The organism is Listeria welshimeri serovar 6b str. SLCC5334 (assembly GCF_000060285.1).
GTDB lineage: Bacteria > Bacillota > Bacilli > Lactobacillales > Listeriaceae > Listeria > Listeria welshimeri.
The window spans coordinates 2350959-2377790 of the sequence record NC_008555.1; the positions used below are offsets into that span (position 1 = coordinate 2350959).

Here is a 26832-nt window from a genome sequence, read left to right on the forward strand (position 1 = left end):
ATCCTTCCTAAAATAAATATTTAGCTAATTCTTCATCTAATATAACTTGGCTTTCAATCGCCTTCTCAATATTTTTCAATACATTATCTAACTCTTCTTCCAAAGTTTTCAATACAAATAATGAATCTTCATATTCTTCTACAGGTTCAATCACTATAGAATGCTTTGTAACTTCTTCCGAGGCTAGCGCATCCAATTCCTCATACTCATCCAAATGTTCACCCCAGTATTGCGCATCTGATTTAGATGTCTGCCATAAGTCATTGGCATTCGTGATTTCTGTTTGAAACCATTTCTTTAGTGAATCTATTTCAGTTTGAAGAGACTGCTTATATCCAACAGTTATAGCTTTAGCTTCTGAAGCGTCTAAAAATATTTCTTGGGCAGTAGACAAAGCACCATTCCCACTAACCATAAATTGGCTTTTCAGACCTTCTAATCCACTAATTCGCTGTTTCATTTCATATTCTAACATCTCTACTTTGTCTTTGGTATCCAATAAAACATTACCAAAAACATCATACTGATATCCGCCCCACATGTGTTGACTAGTAAAACCAACTTTTTTAGAATCTAAAGGAATCAACCTACCTACTAAGGGTTTTCCATCACCATAGCCAATTGGTATAAGGTCTTTCCCATCTACATAGTTGTTTAACTTACCTAAAGAAGTCAAGCTATCAGCTATATACCTTTGAGAATATGTTAAAGTATCATAGATATTCGGACCTTGAAAGAAGTAACCACCCATTATACGTTTACTATCATCTATAGATAAGTCAGAAACCGCATATTGCCCATTCATAGACCCTAGAGAATGCCCATAAACAGATACTTGTGCATTAGGATACTCTTTCAACACATTCTTTAGTGTTTCAGCAGAAGAAGTCAATTGCGGTGAAACTTTTCCTTGCTTTGAGGTTGAAATTTTATGAGCCATATCACTATCATTTACTACCCAATCTTTGTACACGTCTCCAGTCTGTTCTTTAATTTTATCAATCCCAGTAGACCCACGATAAAGCACTGTTATTTCTTTAACAGACTCTCTTTCTTTTTTTGGTGCTGAAAGAGGAACATAATTATCTGTAATGACAAAAGATTGTTCTCCTGTAGGTTTATTATTTATTTGTGATATGTACCCTATACGATTTTTATTATCATTTATCTTTACAGGCTCTTTCTCTTTGTAATCTCGATACTCTTTTTCAGCAATTTCTACACGTTCCTCATCTGAATAGTTCTTCAATACTAATCCCCCTGCCTTTGTTCTAACAGTTCTTCTAGTTCAAATGAGTTTCCTCCACCACTATTCTTTAGTCTTCCAGACGGTTGACTCTTATTTAACGAATTATAAACTTTCAATTTAGAATCATGATTAATAATTAAGTCGACCATAATTCCACCCATTGGATTCTGTTCAATACTCCCATAGTCAATCTTGTAATTTTGAATCACGCCCTCAGACGTCAACGCTTTCGAGTCGAGATTCTTTAACCCTTCTTCAAACACTTTTTTCGCTTCTTCACTCTTTACAACCTCAATCATCTCTTCTTGCTTTACTTTTGCTTTTTGTTGTTTATCCATATAAACTTTACCCCCAATTAGCAATCCTGCAATTAAAATAGCTGCCCCTATAAGCAACCAGCGTTTCTTATTCTTCAATCATCACTCACCTACTATTTTTTTGTTTTATTTAATAATACCATACAATTATTTTTCATGTGTAAATAATCACAATTTTAGAAAGATTCATAGCGTATATTGACAGTTTCTTGAATCATCTAGATACATCTCATCTATTTATAGAGTATAATAAATCTCTCCGTTCATTAAAATCCCCTCATATCCATATCAATTTTACTCTTTGTGAATCATTCATTATGGTTCTGCTCTAATAAATTAGCCAAACTACCAGAATAGCTAACTCCTCCAGCTTCAAGATGTCCATTTATCATATTTAGAGTATACTCAATTGTTAAATTAGCATCATCATTAATTACTAATACTACGTTTATTCCTCCCATAAGGTTCTTTCGAATCGTATCATTACTTATACTATATGTATTAATTTTTCCATCTGATGTCAGAGCCTTTGAATCTAAGTTCGTTAGAACAACCTCAAATTCTTTTTTTGCTTCTTCACTCTTAACTATCTCAATCATCTTTTCTTTCCTTACTTTTGCTTCTTGCTGTTTATCCATATAAACTTTGCTTCCAATTAGCAATCCTGCAATTAAAATAGCTACTCCTATAAGCAACCACCGCTTCTTGTTCTTCAATCATCACTCACCTACTATTTTTTGTTTTATTTAATAATACCATATGATTATTTTCCATGTGTAAATAATCACAATTTTAGAAAGATTCATAAATAAGATGGTTTTCTTCGCTTATCTGCTTATTAGTTGTTTTAGTATTGATATGTTGCGCTAGCAGTTGTATAAATTCACTTTAGAGCCCGAATCTATTTTTGTCAAATCGCCATAAAAAAATCTATCCATAATCTATTTAGAGAATTAAAAATTATTTGTTATAATACAACTTGAATGGAGGAATATTTATGACTTTAGAAAAGCAGAAACAGCATATTTTAACAGGAAAAATGTATAATGACTTAACACCTGAATTAGTAAAAGCAAGAGAAAAAACCGTCTTATCAACAAATGATTATAATACTTCATTTGGGCAGCCACAAAGTGTAAGAGAAGAATTACTAAGAAAAATAGTGCATTCTATAGGTTCTAATGTGCATTTTGAGCCAACATTTAGATGTGAATTTGGGTTTAATATTTCAATTGGGAATAATTTTTATGCGAATTTCGACTGTGTAATGTTAGACGGTGGTGAAATTGAAATAGGCAATAACGTTTTATTTGGACCAAAAGTAGGCATTTATACATCAAATCACGCTATTGATGCTATCGAAAGAATCAATGGCGGATGTTATGCAAAAAAAGTAATTATAGGTGATAATGTTTGGGTTGGCGCAGGAGTACATATTAATCAAGGAGTGACAATAGGCGATAATTCAATTATTGGTTCAGGTAGTGTTGTAACAAAAAATATTCCTGCTAATGTTATCGCAGCAGGAGTTCCTTGTAAGATCATTAGAAATATAACTAAAGAAGATAAAACAGGTTTCACAAGCTAGATACAACAATATAAATAAAGTATAGATACAGGAGTTGAGCTGAATGGTGACAAAAGACAAAATGCCAGAATGCGATGTGGCAACTACAGTCGAAATAATCGGTAGTAAATGGAAAACGTTAATTATTAGAGACCTCATGACAGGTGCCAAAAGAAATACTGAATTAAAACATTCTCTACATGGTATTTCCCAAAAAGTATTAACAGAAAGTTTAAAATCAATGATTGATGATAAAATTGTTGAACGCATTGATTTTAAGAAAAACCCGCCTCATGTTGAATACCAACTCACGGAGCTGGGAAATACTTTATTACCAGTTATCGAAGCTATGAAAGAATGGGGACAATTTTACAAAAAACATCTTACTATATAGTTACTTTTTTGTGCCTACTTCTCATCTTAAAATATATCAGTTATCCTTTAGATATAAATGATTGGGGAGTGTGATTATTTGAATATAGAAATGCTTGATTTCAAACAAATAAATGTCGATTCTAGTTTCATTAGTTTAAATGGTGAAGTTGTTTCGAGGGTAGTAAAATCAAATAAAATAATGGAATTTGATGAAAATACTTATGCGAAATTAGTCGATTGCTCTTTTCACAACGGAATAATTGAAGTGAAAATGTTAAGTAGATTATTGCCAGATGCTCCTGATTTTGCTCGTGGTTTTATTGGAATTGCATTCAGAATTAATGAAGATGATTCTATGTTTGAATCTTTTTATGTACGACCCACAAATGGCCGAGTTGACGATAAAATAAGAAAAAATCGAGCAATTCAATATTTTTCTTATCCCAAATATACATTCGATTATTTCAGAAAAAATGGAATTCTTGATTTCGAAGGTACTGCAGATATTGGACTTGACGAATGGATAATTTTAAAAATCATAATTAATGGTTCAGAAGGGGAATTTTATCTTAATAATGAAGAAAAACCAGTTTTAGTTGTTAAAAACATGAAACATGGGGATTCTAGAGGTGCCATTGGTTTATTCGTAGATATAGGAACAGAAGGATTTTTTAAAGATTTAGACATTACTTTATGTGATTGATTTTATAACGCTAAAAATATATCTGATATAACAAATTATTATAGCTCGCTGCTACATTTGAAAAATCATATCAAATTCTAATTTAAAAATGCTTTGATTAAAAGCTAATAATGATTATGCAACTCTATCTAAATAGAAAATTTGTATCAAAGAACTTCATCAAACAAAATGGAGTTCTTTTTTTATTCAAAAAAGCATCAACGTATAATAATATACGTTGATGCTTCATTGATACCGGCGGCCGGGGTCGAACCGGCACGCCCTTGCGGGCACAGGATTTTGAGTCCAGCGCGTCTGCCAATTCCGCCACGCCGGCGTAACAATATAATAAATTATAACTTTAAAACATTAATTATGCAAATGGAGGCGCCAACCGGATTTGAACCGGTGATAAAGGTTTTGCAGACCTCTGCCTTACCACTTGGCTATGGCGCCGCACAATGTTCAATTTAAAAGCGGAAGACGGGGTTCGAACCCGCGACCCCCACCTTGGCAAGGTGATGTTCTACCACTGAACTACTTCCGCATTAACTGGGCCAGCTGGATTCGAACCAACGCGTGACGGAGTCAAAGTCCGTTGCCTTACCGCTTGGCTATGGCCCAACAATTATAATAGACTTAAAAACAAAAAGGGCGGATGATGGGAATCGAACCCACGAATGCCTGAACCACAATCAGGTGCGTTAACCACTTCGCCACATCCGCCATTATTTTATTATATGGCAGGGGCAGTAGGAATCGAACCCACACTGGAGGTTTTGGAGACCTCAGTTCTACCTTTAAACTATGCCCCTATAAAAATGGTGGAGGGGAGTGGATTCGAACCACCGAACCCGAAGGAGCGGATTTACAGTCCGCCGCGTTTAGCCACTTCGCTACCCCTCCATATTAAAATAAAAGAAAAAAGTGGCTTGGGACAGAATCGAACTGCCGACACCTTGAGCTTCAATCAAGTGCTCTACCAACTGAGCTACCAAGCCATAATGGCGGTCCCGACGGGATTTGAACCCGCGATCTCCTGCGTGACAGGCAGGCATGTTAACCCCTACACCACGGAACCACTCTATTGCGGGGGCAGGATTTGAACCTACGACCTTCGGGTTATGAGCCCGACGAGCTACCAGACTGCTCCACCCCGCGACAATATTATTATAAAATTAATGGTGGAGGTTAACGGGATCGAACCGCTGACCCTCTGCTTGTAAGGCAGATGCTCTCCCAGCTGAGCTAAACCTCCATAACTACTATTCTACTCTAAAAACATGGAAATGTCTCTAATAGATTAGTAACAAAATGACCCGTACGGGAATCGAACCCGTGTTACCGCCGTGAAAGGGCGGTGTCTTAACCGCTTGACCAACGGGCCTCAGTAAAAAACATGATTTATTATTACGTGTAAACGGAGAGCAAGGGATTCGAACCCTTGAGACAGCTTACACCGCCTACACGGTTTCCAACCGTGCTCCTTCGGCCACTCGGACAGCTCTCCAGAAAATGGCTCCACAGGCAGGACTCGAACCTGCGACCGATCGGTTAACAGCCGATTGCTCTACCAACTGAGCTACTGTGGAATAATAAATTGCCCGGCAGCGACCTACTCTCGCAGGGGGAAACCCCCAACTACCATTGGCGCAGAGAAGCTTAACTACCGTGTTCGGGATGGGAACGGGTGTGACCTTCTCGCCATAACTACCAGACAATATACAGTTGTTGAAAGATTGCTCTCTCAAAACTAGAGAAGAAAGGGTTCAGTTAGGTAACTTCGTTTCATTTTTTGGTTAAGTCCTCGATCGATTAGTATTTGTCCGCTCCATGTATCGCTACACTTCCACTCCAAACCTATCTACCTGATCATCTTTCAGGGATCTTACTTTCCGAAGAAATGGGAAATCTCATCTTGAGGGGGGCTTCACGCTTAGATGCTTTCAGCGTTTATCCCTGCCACACATAGCTACCCAGCGATGCTCCTGGCGGAACAACTGGTACACCAGCGGTGTGTCCATCCCGGTCCTCTCGTACTAAGGACAGCTCCTCTCAAATTTCCTGCGCCCGCGACGGATAGGGACCGAACTGTCTCACGACGTTCTGAACCCAGCTCGCGTGCCGCTTTAATGGGCGAACAGCCCAACCCTTGGGACCGACTACAGCCCCAGGATGCGACGAGCCGACATCGAGGTGCCAAACCTCCCCGTCGATGTGGACTCTTGGGGGAGATAAGCCTGTTATCCCCGGGGTAGCTTTTATCCGTTGAGCGATGGCCCTTCCATGCGGAACCACCGGATCACTAAGCCCGACTTTCGTCCCTGCTCGACTTGTCAGTCTCGCAGTCAAGCTCCCTTGTGCCTTTACACTCTGCGAATGATTTCCATCCATTCTGAGGGAACCTTTGGGCGCCTCCGTTACTCTTTAGGAGGCGACCGCCCCAGTCAAACTGCCCACCTGACACTGTCTCCCCACGCGCTAAGCGTGGCGGGTTAGAATGGTCATACAGCCAGGGTAGTATCCCACCATTGCCTCCTCGTATGCTAGCGCACACGTCTCTTCGGCTCCTACCTATCCTGTACAAGCGGTACAAACATTCCATATCAGGTTGCAGTAAAGCTCCACGGGGTCTTTCCGTCCTGTCGCGGGTAACCTGCATCTTCACAGGTACTATAATTTCACCGAGTCTCTCGTTGAGACAGTGCCCAGATCGTTGCGCCTTTCGTGCGGGTCGGAACTTACCCGACAAGGAATTTCGCTACCTTAGGACCGTTATAGTTACGGCCGCCGTTTACTGGGGCTTCAATTCGTACCTTCGCCGAAGCTAAGCACTCCTCTTAACCTTCCAGCACCGGGCAGGCGTCAGCCCCTATACGTCACCTTACGGTTTTGCAGAGACCTGTGTTTTTGCTAAACAGTCGCCTGGGCCTATTCACTGCGGCTCTCTCGGGCTTGCACCCTAATAGAGCACCCCTTCTCCCGAAGTTACGGGGTCATTTTGCCGAGTTCCTTAACGAGAGTTCTCTCGCTCACCTTAGGATTCTCTCCTCATCTACCTGTGTCGGTTTGCGGTACGGGCAGTACTACTCTTCCTAGAGGCTTTTCTTGACAGCGTGAAATCAGGAACTTCCGTACTTTATTTCCTTCCCCATCACAGCTCATGCTTCGCGAGAAGCGGATTTGCCTACTTCTCACACTCACTGCTTGGACGCACATTTCCATTCGTGCGATTCCCTATCCTTCTGTGTCACCCCATCGGTTAAACAATTAGCACTGGTACAGGAATCTCTACCTGTTGTCCATCGCCTACGCCTATCGGCCTCGGCTTAGGTCCCGACTAACCCTGAGCGGACGAGCCTTCCTCAGGAAACCTTAGATATTCGGTGGAAGGGATTCTCACCCTTCTTTCGCTACTCATACCGGCATTCTCACTTCTAAGCGCTCCACCAGTCCTTCCGGTCTGACTTCACCGCCCTTAGAACGCTCTCCTACCACGAACCTCCAAAGAGGTTCATCCACAGTTTCGGTAATATGTTTAGCCCCGGTACATTTTCGGCGCGGGGTCACTCGACCAGTGAGCTATTACGCACTCTTTCAATGGTGGCTGCTTCTAAGCCAACATCCTGGTTGTCTAAGCAACCCCACATCCTTTTCCACTTAACATATATTTGGGGACCTTAACTGGTGGTCTGGGCTGTTTCCCTTTCGACTACGGATCTTATCACTCGCAGTCTGACTCCCGAGTATAAGTACATGGCATTCGGAGTTTATCTGAATTCGGTAACCCGAGAAGGGCCCCTAGTCCAAACAGTGCTCTACCTCCATGACTCTTTACCTCGAGGCTAGCCCTAAAGCTATTTCGGAGAGAACCAGCTATCTCCAAGTTCGATTGGAATTTCTCCGCTACCCACACCTCATCCCCGCACTTTTCAACGTGCGTGGGTTCGGACCTCCAGTAAGTATTACCTTACCTTCATCCTGGACATGGGTAGATCACCTGGTTTCGGGTCTACGACCTGTTACTTATGCGCCCTATTCAGACTCGCTTTCGCTACGGCTCCGCTTTTTCCGCTTAACCTTGCAACAAATCGTAACTCGCCGGTTCATTCTACAAAAGGCACGCTATCACCCATTAACGGGCTCTAACTACTTGTAGGCACACGGTTTCAGGAACTGTTTCACTCCCCTTCCGGGGTGCTTTTCACCTTTCCCTCACGGTACTGGTTCACTATCGGTCACTAGGGAGTATTTAGCCTTGGGAGATGGTCCTCCCGGATTCCGACGGAATTTCACGTGTTCCGCCGTACTCAGGATCCACTCTGGAGGGAAAGCTATTTCAACTACCGGGCTGTTACCGTCTTTGGCGGGCCTTTCCAGACCGCTTCATTTATAACTTTCTTTTGTAACTCCGTATAGAGTGTCCTACAACCCCAAGAAGCAAGCTTCTTGGTTTGGGCTCTTTCCGTTTCGCTCGCCGCTACTCAGGAAATCGATTTTTCTTTCTCTTCCTCCAGGTACTTAGATGTTTCAGTTCCCTGGGTCTGCCTTCCTCACGCTATGTATTCACGTAAGGATACTATCCGACTAAAGATAGTGGGTTCCCCCATTCGGAAATCTCTGGATCAACGCTTACGTACAGCTCCCCAAAGCATATCGGTGTTAGTCCCGTCCTTCTTCGGCTCCTAGTGCCAAGGCATCCACCGTGCGCCCTTTCTAACTTAACCAATTTACTTCAATGAAGTAAAGGTTGTTTTTCTAATCGTCGGTATCAGCGATGATACTTCGAATTAGATGAAAGATTCACTTTCAGATGATTCTCGGTTACTTGTGTCATAGATAATTACTTATCTATGCTAACTTTACTAACTTTCTTATCTAGTTTTCAAAGAACAATTTTGGTGGAGCCTAGCGGGATCGAACCGCTGACCTCCTGCGTGCAAAGCAGGCGCTCTCCCAGCTGAGCTAAGGCCCCTTAAAAGGGATATAATATTTTGTTTTCTTTGTGTCAGAAAGAAAAAGTGGGCCTAAATGGACTCGAACCATCGACCTCACGCTTATCAGGCGTGCGCTCTAACCAGCTGAGCTATAGGCCCGTCAATAATGTAGTGGCACTATGCTCCAGAGCATGTAGCCTTGCGTACTTTATCTGACATAAAAGAGAGTAACCTCTCAAAACTGAACAAACAGAGAAGAACGAAAACACACAGGTTTCCTTTTCCTTAGAAAGGAGGTGATCCAGCCGCACCTTCCGATACGGCTACCTTGTTACGACTTCACCCCAATTATCTGTCCCACCTTCGGCGGCTGGCTCCATAAAGGTTACCCTACCGACTTCGGGTGTTACAAACTCTCGTGGTGTGACGGGCGGTGTGTACAAGGCCCGGGAACGTATTCACCGTGGCATGCTGATCCACGATTACTAGCGATTCCGGCTTCATGTAGGCGAGTTGCAGCCTACAATCCGAACTGAGAATGGTTTTATGGGATTGGCTCCACCTCGCGGCTTCGCGACCCTTTGTACCATCCATTGTAGCACGTGTGTAGCCCAGGTCATAAGGGGCATGATGATTTGACGTCATCCCCACCTTCCTCCGGCTTGCACCGGCAGTCACTTTAGAGTGCCCAACTAAATGCTGGCAACTAAAATTAAGGGTTGCGCTCGTTGCGGGACTTAACCCAACATCTCACGACACGAGCTGACGACAACCATGCACCACCTGTCACTTTGTCCCCGAAGGGAAAGCTCTGTCTCCAGAGTGGTCAAAGGATGTCAAGACCTGGTAAGGTTCTTCGCGTTGCTTCGAATTAAACCACATGCTCCACCGCTTGTGCGGGCCCCCGTCAATTCCTTTGAGTTTCAACCTTGCGGTCGTACTCCCCAGGCGGAGTGCTTAATGCGTTAGCTGCAGCACTAAGGGGCGGAAACCCCCTAACACTTAGCACTCATCGTTTACGGCGTGGACTACCAGGGTATCTAATCCTGTTTGCTCCCCACGCTTTCGCGCCTCAGCGTCAGTTACAGACCAGAGAGTCGCCTTCGCCACTGGTGTTCCTCCACATATCTACGCATTTCACCGCTACACGTGGAATTCCACTCTCCTCTTCTGCACTCCAGTCTTCCAGTTTCCAATGACCCTCCCCGGTTAAGCCGGGGGCTTTCACATCAGACTTAAAAGACCGCCTGCGCGCGCTTTACGCCCAATAAATCCGGACAACGCTTGCCACCTACGTATTACCGCGGCTGCTGGCACGTAGTTAGCCGTGGCTTTCTGGTTAGATACCGTCAAGGGACAAGCAGTTACTCTTATCCTTGTTCTTCTCTAACAACAGTACTTTACGATCCGAAAACCTTCTTCATACACGCGGCGTTGCTCCGTCAGACTTTCGTCCATTGCGGAAGATTCCCTACTGCTGCCTCCCGTAGGAGTCTGGGCCGTGTCTCAGTCCCAGTGTGGCCGATCACCCTCTCAGGTCGGCTATGCATCGTTGCCTTGGTAGGCCATTACCCTACCAACTAGCTAATGCACCGCGGGCCCATCTGTAAGCGATAGCCGAAACCATCTTTCAAAGCCGTGGCATGCGCCACCACTTATTATTCGGTATTAGCCCCGGTTTCCCGGAGTTATCCCCAACTCACAGGCAGGTTGCCCACGTGTTACTCACCCGTCCGCCACTAACTTTGGAAGAGCAAGCTCTTCCTCCGTTCGTTCGACTTGCATGTATTAGGCACGCCGCCAGCGTTCGTCCTGAGCCAGGATCAAACTCTCTTTAAAATATAAATTGAATTTGAATACTTATTCAACACCGTGAATAAGATTCCTTGCGTCAAATTGACTTCGCTAGCAATTAAATTACTAGTTTGTTTTTGTTGAAAACAGCTTTCTGTTTTCTGCCCTGCGATTACCAGTGAGACTTTACGTCTCATTGCTTTTCGTCTTCTTCTTTGTTCAGTTTTCAAAGGTCAGTTTCTTTTGCTGCCAAAGCGTTTGTCCGTATCAGCAACGTTTATAAATATACCAAGATTTTTGCCTTTCGTCAATACTTTTTGCAAACTTTTTTAAATAAAGATGAAAAAAGATTGTTTTAGTGTATAAATTGGTGGTTGCATAGGGGATTACACTTGAAAATAACAAACATTATGTTGTATAAATTTGCATTCCTTTTTCTTCAAATTGTTCTTTTAGTACAGGATCGATTTCTTTGCCGGTGATGATAGAAGAAATTTCATCTAGTGCTGCGTATTTATATAGTGAGATACGACCGAACTTGGTGTGATCTGTTACTAGGATAACTTCATCGGCTGAATGAAGCATTTGTTGTTTGGCTGGAATTAGATACTCATCATAATGCATTAGCCCTTTATCAATATCAAGCGCTGGTGTGGTTACGAATGCTTTATGCACGTGTATGCTTTGTAAGGTGCCGCTTGTTATCATACCATTAAGAATGAAGGTTTCTGGGTAAATGACACCACCTGTAACAATTACTTTGGACGGAGAGAATCGCATGATGGAAGCTACATTGATATCGTTTGTTATGACGGTTAGTTTAGAGCGGTCTTTTAGAGCTGTTGCAATATGTCCTGTTGTTGTCCCGGCGTCTAAGATGATTGTATCGCCATCTTTGACCATTGTCGCTGCTAGAGTGGCGATGCGTTGTTTTTCTTCGTAGCGCACTTCGCTTCGTTTTTTCCAATTCGGTTCGGAAACTACTTTTTCTTCTATCATAACTCCGCCGTGGGTTCTTTTTAGCTTTTTGTCTTTTTCTAAAGAGGTTAAATCGCGGCGAATGGTTGCTTCGTGCACCTCAAAATGTTTGGCTAGTTCGCTAACAGTTGCTATTTTTCTACTTTTCACATATTGGACGATGGCACGCTTTCGTTCGATAGATAACACTTCTTCCCCTCCTTTTGTTTAAGTATATGGTAACTCCAATAGAAGAAAATCGCAAACAAACAAAAAACCTTGGAGCAATCGGCTCCAAGGTTTTGAATTAAAAATTAATCGTTTAAACGTTTTTCTAGCTCTGCTTTTTTGTCTTCGAAGCCTGGTTTGCCAAGTAATGCGAACATGTTGGCTTTATATGCTTCCACGCCAGGTTGGTCAAATGGATTCACGCCATTTAGGTAACCACTGATTGCTACAGCTTTTTCAAAGAAGTATACTAGGTAACCGAATGTATAAGCATCTAGTTCTGGTACTTCTACAACAAAGTTTGGAACTTCGCCGTCTGTATGCGCTAAAAGAGTTCCTTCGAATGCTTTTGTATTAACGAAGTCAACTGTTTCCCCAGCAAGATAATTTAAACCATCTAAATCTACTTCTTCTTTATTAATAGTTAAATTATGGCGTGGTTTGTCAACTTTGATAACAGTTTCAAAAAGATTACGACGTCCGTCTTGGATATATTGACCAATCGAGTGCAAATCTGTGGAGAAGTTAGCGCTGGATGGGTAAATACCTTTTTTGTCTTTACCTTCACTTTCACCAAATAATTGTTTCCACCACTCATTAAGATATTGCAATCCTGGTTCATAGCTTATTAGAAGTTCCGTTACTTTCCCTTTACGATAAAGGACGTTACGAGCTGCTGCATATTGATAAGAAATGTTGTTTTTAAGTTCTGGTTTATCAAAATCTTTGCTTGCTGCTCTTGCTCCGTTCATCAGTGCATCAATATCAACGCCACTAACTGCAATTGGAAGTAAACCTACTGCTGTTAAAACAGAGAAACGGCCACCAACATCATCAGGAACAACAAATGTTTCATAGCCTTCATTGTCAGACAATGTTTTTAAAGCGCCTTTTGCTTTATCAGTTGTTGCATAAATGCGTTTTTTCGCACCTTCTTCACCGTATTTTTTGATCAAAAGTTCTTTGAAAACACGGAAAGCGATTGCTGGTTCTGTTGTTGTTCCTGATTTAGAAATAACGTTAACTGAAAAGTCGCGATCGCCAACTACTTCAATTAAATCATGTAAATAGGAAGAACTAATGCTATTTCCCGCAAAGAATACTTGAGGTGTTTTACGCGCACCTTTTTCAAGTACATTATAGAAGGAATGATTTAACGTTTCGATTGCCGCACGTGCTCCAAGGTATGAACCACCGATACCAATAACGATTAATACATCAGAATCGCTATGGATTTTTTCTGTTGCTTTTTTGATACGAGCAAATTCTTCTTTGTCGTAATCTGTTGGTAAATTAATCCAACCAAGCGCATCGTTACCAGCACCTGTACCGTTATGTAATGAATCATGAGCTGCTTTTACTGCTGGTTCAAGATAATCAAGTTCGCGTTCTTCAAAAAAACGGAGCGCTTTGGAATAATCAAATTTAATATGTGTCATTATTTTCCCTCCAAATTTTAAAAAAGTTTCTTTATTAACTTTATATCAATCAGTGTTTTTTAGCAAGGCTTGACCTTATGAAATTTGAGCCTTTTTGAAAATCAGGTATAGTTTTCATATAAGACGCCCTCGCTTCTGACTAGTTCGTTTAAAGATAATTGGTCTATAGGTAGCAAATCGTCTGCTAGCGGAATTGGTATCCACTTTACTCGAAAAATATTATCATCGCTTGAAGTGGCTATCATCTCGCCAACCGGTTTTGCTCGAAAAACAAATGTACAAACGTGTTCCCATGTAGCACGTCGCTCTTTGCAGTGTAAGATAGACTCTATTTCTATATCGATATTTGTCTGCTCTTTTACTATGCTTGCGAGTGCTTCCTCCATCGTTTGATTTGCTTCCACATGCCCCCCCGGAAACGCCCAAGCTAAGTTGCGATTTCTCACTATTAAAATCTCATCTTTCTTCTCGTTGTAGACAAACGCCTGCACATGAATAGATCTTTTCACATAAATCCCCCTTTTGACTATTTTATAATATTAAATAAATAGAAAATTACTTCTATCTATTCCCTTTTTCTAAAATTTTAGTCAATTAAATTTATCAGCCTAGCTATTCAACCCAAAAAAGGGCATAATAACAGGCTGATAGAGGTTTTTATTTGTCTCCTTTTTTGATCCATTCTTCTAATTTATCTCTTAATGTATTGAAACCTTCGTCGTTTTCGCTTGATGATACGGATTTTTTCTTAGCTGGTTGTTCTTTTGGTGCTTCTTCTGTCGCTCTAATAGAAAGACTGATTTTATTTTTCTCTTCGTCAATATCTAGAATTTTCACTTTTACTTCTTGGCCAACTTCTAGAAAATCATGGATATCTTTGACAAAACCATGTGTGATTTCCGAAATATGAACTAGGCCTTGTGTAGAATTATCTAGTGCTACAAATGCACCATAACTCTGAATTCCCGCGATTTTCCCAGAAACTACCTCTCCTACCTTAAATGTACTCATCCTTATTCCACCTACTTTCAACCTTACAATATTTTATAAATTATAACACTTAGGTGAAACTTTAACAATTATTCTAAATCCTTCTATAGCGAGCTTTTAAGGGACAATTTGTGCTATAATTAAGGCGAATTAAAGAGAAGGAGCGTGACATATTTGAGTCAATTTGATGAAGTCATTCCGCGGATTGGAACTAATTCTGAAAAGTGGGATGGAGCAGAAAAATTATTTGGCAGAAAAGATATTATTCCAATGTGGGTAGCGGATATGGATTTTCGGGCACCAAAACCTGTACTTGATGCTTTCAAACGTCAAATCGATCATGGGATTTTTGGTTACTCAACGAAATCAGAAGCACTCATTCAAGCTGTGATTGATTGGAATAAAGAGCAGCACCAGTTTGAAATCGACCCAAGTACGCTATTTTTCAACGGGGCCGTGGTTCCTACAATTTCGCTCGCAATTCGTTCGTTAACAAAAGAAGGTGATGCTGTTTTAATGGTTTCGCCAATTTATCCGCCATTTTTTAATGTAACAAAGGCTACGGAACGGCATGTTGTTATGTCACCATTAATATATGAAAATCACCAATACCGGATGGATTTTGATGATTTAGAAAAACGTATCAAGGAAGAAAATGTCAAATTATTCCTTCTATGTAATCCGCAAAACCCTGGTGGTCGTTGTTTCACGAAAGAAGAACTCGTAGAATTAGCGGAACTGTGTGAGAAATACCAAATCCCGATTGTTTCCGATGAAATTCATGCTGATTTAGTAATGAAAAATCATCAACATGTGCCAATGATGGTTGCAGCGCCATTTTATAAGGATCAAATTATTACTTTAATGGCTGCTACAAAAACATTTAACTTGGCTGCAATTAAGGCTTCTTACTATATTATTACGAATAAAGATTACCAAGCAAAATTCGCTGCTGAACAAAATTATGCTACCACAAACGGGCTTAATGTCTTTGGGATTGTTGGAACAGAAGCGGCCTATCGCTACGGCGCGCCTTGGTTAAAAGAGTTGAAAGAATATATTTATAGCAATTATGAGTATGTAAAAGCTGAAATCGAAAAAGAAGTTCCAGAAGTTGGCGTTACTGACTTAGAAGCGACTTACTTAATGTGGCTCGATTGCCGCTCGCTTTCAAAAGACGAAAAAACAATTTACGCAGATTTAATTGAAGCTGGTGTTGGCGTCCAAATGGGTTCCGGATTTGGTCATTCTGGTAAAGGTTTTGTCCGTTTTAACATCGCTTGTCCAAAAGAAACGTTGGAAAAAGCTGTGAAACTTCTGATTCAAGGCTTAAAAAAATAATTTACTGAAGAGAAACTAAGTAGCAAATACTTGGTTTCTTTTTTTAGGAAATTGCATATAGCTTTGGTATACTATTCTTTGGAAAGTGAAATAATGTTCATTTTCCATATACATAAATTTAAAGGAGTTGGTATAACCGATGTTTTTAGGGCTTCGTGAATTAGTTTATTCTAAGTTGCGCTATATTTTAGTAACAGGCATCATGGTCTTAATTATGTTACTATCACTTATTCTATCTGGGCTAGCAAACGGGCTTGCTTATGATAATGCTTCATCTGTAGCAGATAACGGGGTTCCATATTATGTCCTCAGCAAAGATGCTCAAGACAAATTATCTAGATCACAGTTCCCAGAATCCAAACTCGCTGATGTGAAAAAAGATGCGAATGTGAAGGATGCTGCGGTTCTCGGACAATCAATGCAGACATTAAAACGGGAAAGTGACGACAAAAAGTTTAGTGTAGCACTTTTCGGTATTCAACCAGACAGCTTTCTCGCTCCAAAAATTTCTGATGGAGCTAACATACAAGTGACAAAACCGGACGAAATCGTCGTTGATTCTTCTCTTAAATCAGATGGCATCAAAATTGGCGATGTTTTAATGGATGATATTTTAAATAGAGAATTAACGGTTGTTGGCTTTACTGAAAACCAAAAATACAGCCATGCTCCCGTAGTTTATATTAATATCGCAACTTGGCAAGAAATCAATCCTGTTTTATATCACCAAAAAATTCCGCAAACAAGTACCATTGCGATTAAAACAGATAACCCTGACAAAGGGGTCAAACTCTCGGATAAAGATTTAACAACGATTGATCATAAAGCATTTTTAAACCAAATTCCTGGATATTCAGCAGAACAAATGACTCTTAACATGATGATTTACTTCTTAATTATTATTGGCGGATTTATTTTAACAGCATTCTTCTATGTCATGACGCTCCAAAAAACAACGCAATTTGGTATTTTAAAGGCCCTTGGAACGAAAACAAGTTATTTAGTGAAAAGTATTATAACTCAAGTGGTGATTATTTCCATTATTAGTATTTTAATTAGTGTTGGTGTAACGCTAATTTTACCAAGCATTATGCCCGCCGCAATGCCATTTAGATTAAGTCCGATGACGATTGCCCTTTATAGTGGCTTGTTCTTCTTAGTTGCTCTATTTGGCGCCCTTCTATCACTCAGACGAATCGCTAAGGTAGACGCATTAGATGCTATTCGAGGAGGTGATGAATAATGGAAACTCTACTATCTTTTGATAAAGTATATAAAGATTACCCGTCCGGTCCTTCAATTATTCATGCACTGAAGGAAACAAATTTTGAAGCAAAAAAAGGCGAATTAATCGCAATTGTCGGTCCAAGTGGTTCTGGTAAAAGTACGTTATTATCTCTTGCGGGTGCACTCTTAACACCAACTGGCGGTACGATTTCTATTAACGGCAAGTCAGTCGGAAATTTATCTTCTAAAGAACAAACCGCTCTTCGTTTAGAAGAAATCGGCTTTATTTTCCAAGCTGCTCACTTAGTTCCTTATTTACATGTCAAAGACCAAATCAGTTTTATTGGTAAAATGGCTGGGAAAAGCGCGGCGGAACTTGAAAAAGATACTGCATCACTTCTAAGCCAACTCGGAATCAGTGATCGTGCGAATTTCTATCCAAAAGATTTATCTGGCGGTCAGAAGCAACGTGTGGCTATTGCTCGTGCGCTGATTAATCAACCTTCCGTTATTTTAGCCGATGAACCAACTGCGAGTCTTGATACTGAAAGAAGTCGTGAAGTGGTTGAACTAATTCGGAATGAAGTTGTAAAAACGAGTCGAACAGCGATTATGGTAACACATGATGAGCGTATGCTAGATTTAGTAGACCATGTTTACCGTATGGAAGACGGAATACTTACCCAAGAAAGCTAAAAAACCTGCGTGGCGCACAGCCACACAGGTTTTTTTATTGTTTATTTTTGGAACCCATCAATTAAATCTAATGCTTGACCTAATACTTTTTCACCGTTCATAGTACCATAAGCTGCCATGTCGATTACATCTACTGGAATTTTTCCAGCAGCTAATTCATCCACTGTTTTTTTCTGGTAACGTACTTGTGGTCCTAAAAGCACTACATCTGCATCATCAATTAAGTTACTTACTTCAGCAATGGAGTATGCTTCAATTTCACAAGTTTCTCCACGTTCTTCAGCTGCTTTACGCATTTTTGTTACTAAAAGGCTTGTTGACATCCCTGCCGCACATACTAAAACAATATTTTTCATCGTAATCTTTCCTTTCAGATTAAGGCTGCTTTTTTTGTACACTCTTATTATAACTACCTTTAGCTTTTTAAACAAGTAAACTACTGAGGCACGGAGAAAATTATTAAAAATCAGAAAAAACATTGCGATTTCGCGTAAAAAGAGCGATAATAGACAATAACTTTATCCGAAAGCTCAGAAAATTTCGCATCATTCAAAAACAACACTTTCGGGGTGAAACAAAAATTTAAATCAGGAGTGTGTAGCATGAAAGTAATTAAATTTGGCGGAAGCTCTTTAGCATCCGGGATTCAATTAAATAAGGTTTTCCAACTTGTAGCGGAGGATTCTGACCGAAAAATCGTCGTAGTTTCTGCACCTGGCAAGCGTTTTAAAGCAGATACAAAAGTGACTGATTTACTTATTGATTGCGCAACAAAGGCACTTCTAGGAGAAGATACAAGTGAATTATTTGAAGCAGTTATTGCCAGATATGCTGGTATTGCACTTGATACAGGAATGGACGACACCATCATTAAACAAATTCGCTCGGACTTACAGGCGACCATTTCATCTGATAAAAGCGACCCCGATAAATTTTTAGATCGAATGAAAGCTAGTGGGGAAGATAATAATGCGAAGTTAATCGCGGCTTATTTTAAATTCAAAGGCTTAAATGCCAATTATATTAATCCAAAAGATGCTGGTTTACTTGTGACAGATGAACATGCAAGCGCGCAAGTTTTACCTGAGTCATATGACCGTTTATTTGCACTTCGAGAACGAGAAGGAATTATTGTTTTCCCAGGATTTTTTGGTTATACAAAAGACGGCGAAATTAGCACATTTTCTCGAAGTGGATCTGATATTACCGGAGCAATCGTGGCGAATGGTGCGCAAGCTGAGTTATATGAGAACTTCACTGATGTTGATGCTGTATACGCGGTCAATCCCGCTATTGTGAAAAATCCAAAAAAAGTGCTCGAGCTTACTTACCGAGAAATGCGTGAACTTTCTTACGCTGGCTTCTCTGTTTTTCACGATGAAGCTTTAATTCCAGCGTTCCATGCGGGCATCCCCGTACATATAAAAAATACGAATAATCCTGATTCTTGTGGTACGCGTGTTGTGCATGAACGGGAAAATAATAATGGTCCTGTGGTTGGAATTGCAAGTGATGACGGCTTTTGTAGCATTTATATAAGTAAATATTTGATGAACCGCGAAATCGGCTTCGGACGAAAAGTATTGCAAATTTTGGAAGATGCTGGGTTGAACTATGAACATATGCCATCCGGAATTGATGATTTAACGATTATTATTCGTGAAAACCAGTTTAGTGAGCATACGGAGCAGACGATTATGTCTCGTTTGAAAGAAGAATTGAATGCCGACCAAGTGATTATGCAACACGGCATTTCGCTAATTATGGTGGTTGGCGAAACAATGCGTCATAATGTTGGAATAACATCACGCGCTTCCAAAGCTTTATCGGACGCAAAAGTGAATATAGAAATGATTAATCAAGGTTCTTCTGAAGTGAGTATTATGTTCGGTGTGAAAGAAGAACAAGAAAACACAGCGGTTCGAGCGTTGTATGATGAATTCTTTTCGGAAGTTTTCGTTTAAAAATAAAACAAGTTTTTCATGTTGGTTCATGAAAAACTTGTTTTTTGTTTTATTTAATATTAATCTTCTCAATCACAACGTCATTCACTGGTTTGTCTTGCATGCCAGTTGGTAAGTTTGCGATTTCGTCTACTACGTCCATGCCTTCGATGACATGACCGAAAACTGTGTGACGGCCGTCTAACCATGGTGTTCCGCCTTCTTTGTATGCTTCGATAACTTCTACTGGGAATCCAGCTTGTTCCATTTGACCAAGCATATCAGCAGGCATATCTGGTTTTTGAACGATGAAGAATTGGCTGCCGTTTGTGTTTGGACCAGCGTTTGCCATTGATAAAGCTCCGCGTAAGTTGAAAGCTTCTGTAGAGAATTCATCTTCAAAAGCCTCGCCCCAAATGCTTTCGCCACCAGTACCGCGGCCGTCTGGGTCGCCACCTTGGATCATGAATTCAGGGATAACACGGTGGAAAATAAGTCCATCATAGTAACCATTTTTAGAATGAGTAACAAAGTTTTCTACTGTTTTTGGTGCAATTTCAGGGAACAATTTAATGCGAATAGTTCCTCGGTTTGTAATCATTTCTGCTTCAATTTCATTAGGTGCTACTTCTTTTGATAATTGCGGGTAAGTCATATTGTAAAAACTCCTTCTTTTGTTTAAATTTATTGTTTACTAACGTAGCCAAATAATAAGTAAATTAACAACGACAGCAACCAGATACAGTACTAGTATAACAGCTGAAACCCAAATGACAATTTTTTTAACCAAAAATGCACATCCTTCACTTTATTTTTCATTCGCTCCCTTTTATTCTATAATGAAAAGGACAGTTTTAACAATAATACGAATAGAGATGATTCTTTTATGACAACTCGAACAAGGAATTTATACATCTTAATGTTGGCAAATTTGCTGATGTCAGCCAGTATGACAATGATTATGCCATTTTTATCTCTCTACATTGAAACATTTGGTGATTATAGCAATGCGTACGTGCAAAGGTGGGCCGGATACATTTTTGGCGTGACATTTTTAATTGCATTTATATTTTCACCGATTTGGGGACGTATTGGCGATAAGCACGGTTATAAAGGTATTTTGATTTTGACTTCGGTCGGTTTATCCATTTGTATTTTTTTGATGGGATTTGCGCATTCAGTCACTTACTTACTTATTTTGCGGATTTTCATGGGTGTAGTAACAGGTTTTATTGGTGTGAGTAATGCCTTTATTGCGCGTCAAACACCTCGTAATGAAGCTGGGAAAATTCTTGGTACATTGCAACTAGGTGGGGTTACCGGTATGCTATTTGGTCCACTTATTGGTGGCGCGATGGCGGATTTATTTGGATTTAAAGATACTTTTACGATAACGGGGATTGCAATGATGGTTGCGGCTTTGCTTGTTGCTTTTGGTGTAAAAGAAATCCGAACAGAAGAGCAAAAAGAAGCTGCCAAAGTAGTATATTCTCGCCGTGCGGTTTTAAAACAAATTTTTACGCTTCGTGTTCTTTTTACCGTGATGGTCATTACAGCGCTTATCCAAATTGCAAACTTTAGTGTTCAACCGCTTCTTGCACTTTATGTAGGCGATATGACAAATTCAAATAACATTGCGTTCTTATCAGGTTTGGCCTTTTCTGCGACTGGCTTTGGGAATTTAGTGATGACACGGAAATGGGGACAACTTGGTGATAAATACGGGTATGAAAAGATTTTAAATATCCTATTAATTATGGCAGCAGTTTTTGTAATACCGCAAGCTTTCGCCACAAATCTATGGGTATTTGTTTTCTTCCGCTTTTTATTTGGTATTGCGATTGGCGGAATGGTGCCTTGTACAACAGCATATATTCGACTGGCAGCTCCAGGTGTCATGCAAGGTGAAATGCTAGGTTATAATCAAAGCGCTCGTTTTCTAGGGAATGTTATTGGACCTATTCTTGGTGGTACTCTCGCTGGTTATACAGGCATTCCAAGCGTTTTCCTATTTATGAGTTTTATGTTTCTACTTGCATTTTTCATTTTACTTTACGCACTTCATTCTGACCGAAAACGGCATGTTAATGTTGATTAATCAAAGTAAACCTAAGTTTTTTTCTTAGGTTTATTTTTTTCTTCTTCCTATTTAACTATTTTTTAAAATTGTAGAAATTGATTTATAAAGTTAAGTTTCCTGCCTTTTTTTCAGATAAAAAAGTATGTTATAATAAAAAATATAAAAAGTACGGCGTTTATTTGGGTACTTCGTGAATGGTAAGGTTATTGAAATTTGAAGGTTTAGCACTACTTTCTAATAATTTAGTTGGAGCTATGTTTCATTAAATGTAAGTACTTGCTTAAAAAATAATGACTTCCCTATTCTTATTTTCACATTTCCAGGATGAGTTTCCGTATAAAAATTCTTCGAGGAGGAGCCGATTTTGTCATTTCTTCATTTAGCAATTCTTCTGCCGTTTATTGTGGCGCTGCTAATTCCACTATTTTATCGGTGGACTAAACAAGTTCATACTGGCTGGTTAGTACTTCCAATTCCAGTGATATTGTTTATTTACTTCTTAACTTTTATTCCAAAGACTATGCACGAGGCAACAATTGTATCAATGCCTTGGATTCCACGACTTGGAATTAATTTTACAGTAGTGGTTGATGGGCTAAGTTTACTATTTGCACTACTTATTACTGGAATTGGTTCACTCGTTACTTTTTACTCTATTTATTATTTAGGGAAAAAGAAAGAACGACTTAGCAATTTCTATACATTTTTATTTATGTTTATGACCGCAATGCTCGGGGTTGTCTTGAGTGATAACTTGATTGTGTTGTATCTTTTCTGGGAGCTTACTTCGATTAGTTCGTTCTTATTGATTGGCTATTGGTACCATCGTGAGCGTTCACGTTATGGAGCTCGTAAATCGATGATGATTACTGTATTTGGCGGACTAATGATGCTTGGCGGTTTTATTTTACTTCATATTATGAGTGATTCTTTTTCTATTCGTGCCATCATTCAAAACGCGGATATAATTAGTCACAACAGTTTATTCATTCCAGCAATGATTCTCGTCTTGCTTGGTGCATTTACGAAATCTGCACAAGTGCCATTCCATATTTGGCTTCCAGACGCAATGGAAGCACCTACTCCGGTGAGCGCATATCTTCACTCTGCTACGATGGTTAAAGCTGGGATTTATATTGTGGCTCGTTTTACACCTCTATTCGCAAGTTCAGGTGTTTGGTTTTGGACGGTATCACTCGTTGGGATTACAACGCTTTTCTGGGGTTCACTTAATGCTACGAAGAAAAATGATTTAAAAGCGATTTTGGCTTACTCGACAATTAGTCAACTCGGTATGATTATGGCTCTTCTTGGTGTCGGAGCTGCCTCGCTTCATTTTGATACGCTTAGTGATGACATTTATGTGATGGCTATTGTGGCAGCTGTATTCCATCTATTTAATCATGCAACATTTAAAGGTAGCTTGTTTATGATGGTCGGTATTGTCGATCACGAAACTGGCACTCGGGATATTAGACGACTAGGCGGCTTAATGCGTATCATGCCTATTACAGCGACAATTGCATTTATCGGAACTTTTGCAATGGCCGGGATTCCCCCTTTTAATGGATTTTTAAGTAAAGAAATGTTTTTTGAAAGCATGATAAATATTACGCATTTGCAGTTATTTGATGCAAGTACTTGGGGCATTTTACTTCCAGTTGTGGCTTGGGTTGCTAGTGTATTTACATTTGTTTATAGTATGATAATTTTCTTCAAAACATTCACTGGAAAAGTGAAGCCTTTCTTACTTCCGAAAAAACCTCATGAAGCACCATTCGGGCTGCTTTTACCACCTATTATTTTATCCATTTTTGTTGTATTGATTGGCTTATTCCCTAATTTAATTGCGAAGCCGATTTTGGAACCAGCAGTAAGAGCAATTGTTCCAGGACTAGCTACTGATTTTTCTATTCATATTAGTTTATGGCATGGCTTTACACCTGCTTTATTGATGACGTTTGGCGTTGTTGCTGTTGGAATTTTGTTGTTCCTTACACACAAATACTGGAAACCTTGGATTACTACCCGAGTTCCAAAAGCACTACGTATTGGAAAAACATATGATAATGGGATGTACTATTTAGAGCAAGGTTCCTACCGGATGACCATGTTTATTATGACTGGTTGGCTCAGAACTTACTTAAATTATATGTTATCCGCTTTTATCTTAATGATGGCTTCGGTGATGATTTTTACAAATGCACTTGATTTCAACTTTTCGAGTATGACAAAAGTGACAGTCGTTGATTTTGTTTTAGCAGCAGTTATTTTAGTAACTTTAGTTGGAATTGTCTTTTCAAAATCGCGTATTACATCCATTATTTTGCTTGGAGCGATGGGCTATACGATTAGTATTTTCTTCGTTATTTCAAGAGCGCCTGACCTTGCTTTGACACAACTTATTATTGAAACTATTTCCGTTGTGCTATATCTACTTGTGTTCTATCATCTTCCCCAATTCAGTAATATTGAGGAAAAGCCGAAATGGTTATCAATGAAGACATTTTTGAGTATCGGGGTTGGAATTATTATTACGCTGGTTTCGCTATCGGCTTATAATACGTCGTTCTATGATTCTATTTCGAAATACTATGTGGATAACGCATATGTAGAAGCAGCTGGACGTAATATTGTTAATGTTATCTTAGTGGACTTCCGTGGCTTTGATACAATGTTTGAAACAGCTGTACTATCTATTGCCGCAATTGGTATTTATGCGATGATAAAATTACGACTAACGAAACGAGGTGAGAATGATGAAAACGAATGACGTTCTACTTAGGAATGTGACGAAAGTAGTAGCTTTCATTATTTTCTTATTCTCACTTCACCTATTCTTTGCAGGACACTATAATCCTGGCGGCGGGTTTGTTGCTGGTCTTACAACAGCAGGTGCAATTACTTTAACACTACTTGCTTATGATACAAAAACGGTTGCTAGTATGCTCAATATTAATACTATTATGCTCACTGGAGTCGGTCTTGTTTTTGCTCTAGGCACTGGAATGATTGGTATTTTCACCGGAGATCCTTTTTTAACACATAAATTTGGTCATGTTGATTTGCCAATTTTAGGAGATACTGCCCTCCACACAGCGACTCTGTTTGACCTTGGTGTTTACTTAGTCGTTGTTGGTGTGACACTTACGATAATTCAAACGATTGGGGAGAGTGACTGATGGAACTATTAATGTCTATATTAATCGGCTTGATTTTTGCTGCTGCTGTCTACTTAATTCTCTCTAAAAGTTTGCTACGGATTATTATTGGAACAGCTGTCCTAAGTCATGGTGTCAATTTACTTGTACTAACAATGGGCGGACTCAAAAAAGGGCGCGTACCGATTCTTGGTACACCGGGAGCTGGGACATACAATGATCCTCTCCCACAAGCACTTATTTTAACTGCGATTGTTATAAGCTTTGGTGTAACTGCCTTTTTCCTTGTTCTTGCTTATAGAGCGTATCAGGAGCTTGATAGCGAGAGTGTATCCAAGACGAGAGGACATGAAGCCGATGATGAATAATTTAATTTTAATGCCGATATTGATACCTTTCTTTGGAGCAATTACTTTAATGTTACTTCCAAAAAGAGTTATCGTCCAACGAATATTTGCCCTTATTTTCAGTGGTATTCTGGTTGTAGCATCACTATTTCTTGTTTTTTATATTCGAGAAAATGGAATTACAACTGTTAACATTGGTAACTGGGCTGCTCCATTTGGAATTACGATGGTTGGCGATATGCTTGCGATTTTACTTACTGCTACGACAAGCATTATTCTCTTCTGCGTGATTCTTTACTCCTTTTATACGATTGGGAAGCCACGTGAGAAATTTCTTTATTATCCAGCGATTCTCTTTATGATTGTTGGGGTAAATGGTTCGTTTTTAACTGGGGATATTTTCAATATGTTTGTATTCTTTGAAGTTATGCTGATGGCTTCTTATGTGTTACTTGTCATTGGCGGGACACAAGTTCAACTTAAAGCAACGATAAAATATTTACTAATTAATGTGGTTGGTTCTGGATTTTTCGTTGTAGCGATTGCACTGCTTTATTCGATGATTGGCACACTCAACATGGCGGATATTTCGCAAAAAATTACGGACTTAAATGGTGTGAACACTGGAATGATTAGTGTTGTCGCAGTACTCTTCTTGTTTGTATTCGGACTGAAAGCCGGGCTCTTCCCGCTTTATTTCTGGCTTCCTGGTTCTTACTTTGCACCGCCAATTCCAGTACTCGCCTTATTTGGCGGACTTTTGACAAAGGTTGGAGTTTACGCGATTATCCGAACTTACACACTATTCTTTAGCTCACTCACTGACTTTGTTGTTCCGTTACTTGGAATTCTCGCGATTGTGACGATTATTCTTGGTGTTATTGGGGCAATTAGTTATTACGATATGAAAACGATTGTGATTTACAATATTATGATTGCGATTGGTATTATCTTGTTTAGTGTTTCGATTATGACTCGTGAATCGATGACCGGCGCTGTATTTTACTTAATTCACGATATGATCATCAAAGCCGCGCTCTTCCTTATTGTTGGGATTGTTATGGCGATTACTGGTTACTCTAGTGTAAAAAAATTCAGCGGGCTTATGAGCGTCAAACCGTCACTTGGTTGGGTTTTCTTTATTGCTACGCTTGGTCTTGCTGGAATCCCGCCTCTCAGCGGATTTATCGGAAAACTTTTGATTGTAGAAGGAGCTTTCTCTGCTGGCCAAATTGTTGGCGGAATCATCGTTTTACTATCAAGTTTATTCGTTCTTATGTCTTTAATTAAAGTCTTTACAAAAGGCTTCTGGGGTGAGAAAAAAGGGGTATTCAATTTACAAATCCCTTATAAAAAAATGCTTGTACCTGTCGTGATTTTACTTGCGATTTCCATTGGTTATGGTGTGTTTAGTAACGCAATCTATCCGTTTATCGAACAGGCGGTTGACCCACTTGTTGACCCTTCTGTTTATATTCAAGCGGTGATAAAGGAGTGATAAA

General features: G+C 39.8%; 21 protein-coding genes, 16 tRNA genes and 3 rRNA genes. 12 read left to right on the top strand and 28 right to left on the bottom strand.

Features of this window, described 5'->3' with window-relative positions; all coding sequences use genetic code 11:
• Positions 1 to 7 precede the first annotated feature (7 nt).
• The 3 genes from LWE_RS11745 to LWE_RS11755 form a co-directional block, all read right to left on the bottom strand.
• Positions 8 to 1249: a hypothetical protein gene (locus tag LWE_RS11745; RefSeq protein ID WP_011703056.1), complete on the bottom strand. Its 1242-nt coding sequence runs from the start codon at positions 1247 to 1249 to the stop codon at positions 8 to 10.
• A 2-nt stretch (positions 1250 to 1251) separates the two neighbouring features.
• Positions 1252 to 1665, bottom strand: coding sequence for a DUF1310 family protein (locus LWE_RS11750; protein WP_011703057.1), 414 nt, complete (start codon positions 1663 to 1665; stop codon positions 1252 to 1254).
• A 209-nt stretch (positions 1666 to 1874) separates the two neighbouring features.
• On the bottom strand, positions 1875 to 2282 hold the full coding sequence (locus tag LWE_RS11755) for a DUF1310 family protein (RefSeq protein WP_011703058.1): 408 nt from the start codon (positions 2280 to 2282) through the stop codon (positions 1875 to 1877).
• Positions 2283 to 2563: 281 nt separating this feature from the next.
• On the opposite strand from LWE_RS11755, the gene LWE_RS11760 reads away from it, so the two are divergent.
• The 3 genes from LWE_RS11760 to LWE_RS11770 all read left to right on the top strand — a co-directional run bounded on the left by LWE_RS11760 (position 2564) and on the right by LWE_RS11770 (position 4211).
• Positions 2564 to 3154, top strand: coding sequence for a sugar O-acetyltransferase (locus LWE_RS11760; RefSeq protein ID WP_011703059.1), 591 nt, complete (start codon positions 2564 to 2566; stop codon positions 3152 to 3154).
• A gap of 43 nt (positions 3155 to 3197) precedes the next feature.
• Positions 3198 to 3527, top strand: a complete 330-nt coding sequence (locus LWE_RS11765) for a winged helix-turn-helix transcriptional regulator (protein WP_011703060.1) — start codon at positions 3198 to 3200, stop codon at positions 3525 to 3527.
• Positions 3528 to 3605: 78 nt separating this feature from the next.
• The gene (locus LWE_RS11770) at positions 3606 to 4211 is read left to right on the top strand and encodes a hypothetical protein (protein ID WP_011703061.1); all 606 of its coding nucleotides are present in this window, start codon (positions 3606 to 3608) and stop codon (positions 4209 to 4211) included.
• 232 nt (positions 4212 to 4443) lie between these two features.
• Here LWE_RS11770 and LWE_RS11775 read toward each other — a convergent pair.
• The 23 genes from LWE_RS11775 to yugI all read right to left on the bottom strand — a co-directional run bounded on the left by LWE_RS11775 (position 4444) and on the right by yugI (position 14556).
• A tRNA-Leu gene (locus LWE_RS11775) sits at positions 4444 to 4527 on the bottom strand.
• A 45-nt stretch (positions 4528 to 4572) separates the two neighbouring features.
• A tRNA-Cys gene (locus LWE_RS11780) sits at positions 4573 to 4646 on the bottom strand.
• 19 nt (positions 4647 to 4665) lie between these two features.
• Positions 4666 to 4737, bottom strand: a tRNA-Gly gene (locus LWE_RS11785).
• Between the two features lie 5 nt (positions 4738 to 4742).
• Positions 4743 to 4814 (bottom strand) — tRNA-Gln (locus LWE_RS11790).
• A gap of 29 nt (positions 4815 to 4843) precedes the next feature.
• Positions 4844 to 4916 (bottom strand) — tRNA-His (locus tag LWE_RS11795).
• Between the two features lie 15 nt (positions 4917 to 4931).
• A tRNA-Trp gene (locus LWE_RS11800) sits at positions 4932 to 5005 on the bottom strand.
• Positions 5006 to 5012: 7 nt separating this feature from the next.
• Positions 5013 to 5096 (bottom strand) — tRNA-Tyr (locus LWE_RS11805).
• Between the two features lie 22 nt (positions 5097 to 5118).
• A tRNA-Phe gene (locus LWE_RS11810) sits at positions 5119 to 5191 on the bottom strand.
• Between the two features lie 4 nt (positions 5192 to 5195).
• A tRNA-Asp gene (locus LWE_RS11815) sits at positions 5196 to 5271 on the bottom strand.
• A gap of 6 nt (positions 5272 to 5277) precedes the next feature.
• A tRNA-Met gene (locus LWE_RS11820) sits at positions 5278 to 5351 on the bottom strand.
• Between the two features lie 21 nt (positions 5352 to 5372).
• Positions 5373 to 5448 (bottom strand) — tRNA-Val (locus tag LWE_RS11825).
• 57 nt (positions 5449 to 5505) lie between these two features.
• Positions 5506 to 5577, bottom strand: a tRNA-Glu gene (locus LWE_RS11830).
• A gap of 34 nt (positions 5578 to 5611) precedes the next feature.
• Positions 5612 to 5700, bottom strand: a tRNA-Ser gene (locus LWE_RS11835).
• Between the two features lie 6 nt (positions 5701 to 5706).
• Positions 5707 to 5782, bottom strand: a tRNA-Asn gene (locus LWE_RS11840).
• 10 nt (positions 5783 to 5792) lie between these two features.
• A 5S ribosomal RNA gene (gene rrf / locus LWE_RS11845) occupies positions 5793 to 5908 on the bottom strand.
• A 77-nt stretch (positions 5909 to 5985) separates the two neighbouring features.
• A 23S ribosomal RNA gene (locus LWE_RS11850) occupies positions 5986 to 8917 on the bottom strand.
• Positions 8918 to 9089: 172 nt separating this feature from the next.
• Positions 9090 to 9165: transfer RNA gene (locus tag LWE_RS11855), tRNA-Ala, on the bottom strand.
• Positions 9166 to 9212: 47 nt separating this feature from the next.
• Positions 9213 to 9286, bottom strand: a tRNA-Ile gene (locus LWE_RS11860).
• A 130-nt stretch (positions 9287 to 9416) separates the two neighbouring features.
• Positions 9417 to 10966, bottom strand: a 16S ribosomal RNA gene (locus tag LWE_RS11865).
• Together the 16S, 23S and 5S rRNA genes with 16 tRNA genes alongside form the textbook arrangement of a ribosomal RNA operon.
• Positions 10967 to 11329: 363 nt before the next feature.
• Complete coding sequence (locus LWE_RS11870) at positions 11330 to 12088, bottom strand: DeoR/GlpR family DNA-binding transcription regulator (protein WP_003722392.1); 759 nt, start codon at positions 12086 to 12088, stop codon at positions 11330 to 11332.
• 104 nt (positions 12089 to 12192) lie between these two features.
• Positions 12193 to 13545: a glucose-6-phosphate isomerase gene (locus tag LWE_RS11875; protein ID WP_011703062.1), complete on the bottom strand. Its 1353-nt coding sequence runs from the start codon at positions 13543 to 13545 to the stop codon at positions 12193 to 12195.
• 101 nt (positions 13546 to 13646) lie between these two features.
• Positions 13647 to 14054, bottom strand: a complete 408-nt coding sequence (locus tag LWE_RS11880) for an NUDIX hydrolase (protein WP_011703063.1) — start codon at positions 14052 to 14054, stop codon at positions 13647 to 13649.
• Between the two features lie 148 nt (positions 14055 to 14202).
• Positions 14203 to 14556 carry a S1 domain-containing post-transcriptional regulator GSP13 gene (yugI, locus tag LWE_RS11885; protein WP_011703064.1) on the bottom strand — a complete coding sequence of 118 codons (354 nt, stop codon included), beginning with the start codon at positions 14554 to 14556 and terminating at the stop codon, positions 14203 to 14205.
• A 153-nt stretch (positions 14557 to 14709) separates the two neighbouring features.
• On the opposite strand from yugI, the gene LWE_RS11890 reads away from it, so the two are divergent.
• The 3 genes from LWE_RS11890 (at position 14710) to LWE_RS11900 (ending at position 17799) form a co-directional block, all read left to right on the top strand.
• The gene (locus tag LWE_RS11890; RefSeq protein ID WP_011703065.1) at positions 14710 to 15876 is read left to right on the top strand and encodes a MalY/PatB family protein; all 1167 of its coding nucleotides are present in this window, start codon (positions 14710 to 14712) and stop codon (positions 15874 to 15876) included.
• 139 nt (positions 15877 to 16015) lie between these two features.
• The gene (locus LWE_RS11895) at positions 16016 to 17119 is read left to right on the top strand and encodes an ABC transporter permease (protein ID WP_011703066.1); all 1104 of its coding nucleotides are present in this window, start codon (positions 16016 to 16018) and stop codon (positions 17117 to 17119) included.
• Positions 17119 to 17799, top strand: coding sequence for an ABC transporter ATP-binding protein (locus LWE_RS11900; protein ID WP_011703067.1), 681 nt, complete (start codon positions 17119 to 17121; stop codon positions 17797 to 17799). Before LWE_RS11895 ends, LWE_RS11900 begins: the two co-directional genes overlap by 1 nt.
• A gap of 41 nt (positions 17800 to 17840) precedes the next feature.
• Here LWE_RS11900 and LWE_RS11905 read toward each other — a convergent pair whose 3' ends face one another.
• Entirely contained in the window at positions 17841 to 18155 is a 315-nt protein-coding gene (locus LWE_RS11905; RefSeq protein ID WP_011703068.1) for a PTS sugar transporter subunit IIB, read from the bottom strand.
• 246 nt (positions 18156 to 18401) lie between these two features.
• Here LWE_RS11905 and LWE_RS11910 point away from each other — a divergent pair, with 246 nt between their 5' ends.
• Positions 18402 to 19763 (top strand): aspartate kinase, encoded by a 1362-nt coding sequence (locus LWE_RS11910; RefSeq protein WP_011703069.1) that lies wholly within the window; start codon positions 18402 to 18404, stop codon positions 19761 to 19763.
• Between the two features lie 49 nt (positions 19764 to 19812).
• Here LWE_RS11910 and LWE_RS11915 read toward each other — a convergent pair whose 3' ends face one another.
• The gene (locus tag LWE_RS11915; protein WP_011703070.1) at positions 19813 to 20397 is read right to left on the bottom strand and encodes a peptidylprolyl isomerase; all 585 of its coding nucleotides are present in this window, start codon (positions 20395 to 20397) and stop codon (positions 19813 to 19815) included.
• 231 nt (positions 20398 to 20628) lie between these two features.
• Between LWE_RS11915 and LWE_RS11920 the strand changes: the two genes are divergently transcribed.
• The 5 genes from LWE_RS11920 (at position 20629) to LWE_RS11940 (ending at position 26828) form a co-directional block, all read left to right on the top strand.
• On the top strand, positions 20629 to 21840 hold the full coding sequence (locus LWE_RS11920) for a lmo2377 family MFS transporter (RefSeq protein WP_011703072.1): 1212 nt from the start codon (positions 20629 to 20631) through the stop codon (positions 21838 to 21840).
• 346 nt (positions 21841 to 22186) lie between these two features.
• Positions 22187 to 24595 carry a Na+/H+ antiporter subunit A gene (locus tag LWE_RS11925; RefSeq protein WP_011703073.1) on the top strand — a complete coding sequence of 803 codons (2409 nt, stop codon included), beginning with the start codon at positions 22187 to 22189 and terminating at the stop codon, positions 24593 to 24595.
• Entirely contained in the window at positions 24579 to 25004 is a 426-nt protein-coding gene (locus tag LWE_RS11930; RefSeq protein WP_003769105.1) for a Na(+)/H(+) antiporter subunit B, read from the top strand. Before LWE_RS11925 ends, LWE_RS11930 begins: the two co-directional genes overlap by 17 nt.
• A complete protein-coding gene (locus tag LWE_RS11935; RefSeq protein ID WP_003722406.1) occupies positions 25004 to 25351 on the top strand; it encodes a Na(+)/H(+) antiporter subunit C in 348 nt (115 codons plus the stop codon). Before LWE_RS11930 ends, LWE_RS11935 begins: the two co-directional genes overlap by 1 nt.
• On the top strand, positions 25344 to 26828 hold the full coding sequence (locus LWE_RS11940) for a Na+/H+ antiporter subunit D (protein ID WP_077904751.1): 1485 nt from the start codon (positions 25344 to 25346) through the stop codon (positions 26826 to 26828). The genes LWE_RS11935 and LWE_RS11940 overlap by 8 nt, the downstream gene beginning before the upstream one ends.
• The last annotated feature ends 4 nt before the right edge of the window (positions 26829 to 26832 follow it).

Coding starts and splice junctions, on each gene's coding strand:
- LWE_RS11875 (WP_011703062.1), bottom strand. CDS start 13,545: ATGACACATATTAAATTTGATTATTCCAAAGCGCTCCGTTTTTTTGAA.
- LWE_RS11930 (WP_003769105.1), top strand. CDS start 24,579: ATGATGAAAACGAATGACGTTCTACTTAGGAATGTGACGAAAGTAGTA.
- LWE_RS11940 (WP_077904751.1), top strand. CDS start 25,344: ATGAATAATTTAATTTTAATGCCGATATTGATACCTTTCTTTGGAGCA.
- LWE_RS11905 (WP_011703068.1), bottom strand. CDS start 18,155: ATGAAAAATATTGTTTTAGTATGTGCGGCAGGGATGTCAACAAGCCTT.
- LWE_RS11910 (WP_011703069.1), top strand. CDS start 18,402: ATGAAAGTAATTAAATTTGGCGGAAGCTCTTTAGCATCCGGGATTCAA.
- LWE_RS11760 (WP_011703059.1), top strand. CDS start 2,564: ATGACTTTAGAAAAGCAGAAACAGCATATTTTAACAGGAAAAATGTAT.
- LWE_RS11895 (WP_011703066.1), top strand. CDS start 16,016: ATGTTTTTAGGGCTTCGTGAATTAGTTTATTCTAAGTTGCGCTATATT.
- LWE_RS11900 (WP_011703067.1), top strand. CDS start 17,119: ATGGAAACTCTACTATCTTTTGATAAAGTATATAAAGATTACCCGTCC.
- LWE_RS11765 (WP_011703060.1), top strand. CDS start 3,198: ATGGTGACAAAAGACAAAATGCCAGAATGCGATGTGGCAACTACAGTC.
- LWE_RS11920 (WP_011703072.1), top strand. CDS start 20,629: ATGACAACTCGAACAAGGAATTTATACATCTTAATGTTGGCAAATTTG.
- yugI (WP_011703064.1), bottom strand. CDS start 14,556: ATGAGTACATTTAAGGTAGGAGAGGTAGTTTCTGGGAAAATCGCGGGA.
- LWE_RS11935 (WP_003722406.1), top strand. CDS start 25,004: ATGGAACTATTAATGTCTATATTAATCGGCTTGATTTTTGCTGCTGCT.
- LWE_RS11915 (WP_011703070.1), bottom strand. CDS start 20,397: ATGACTTACCCGCAATTATCAAAAGAAGTAGCACCTAATGAAATTGAA.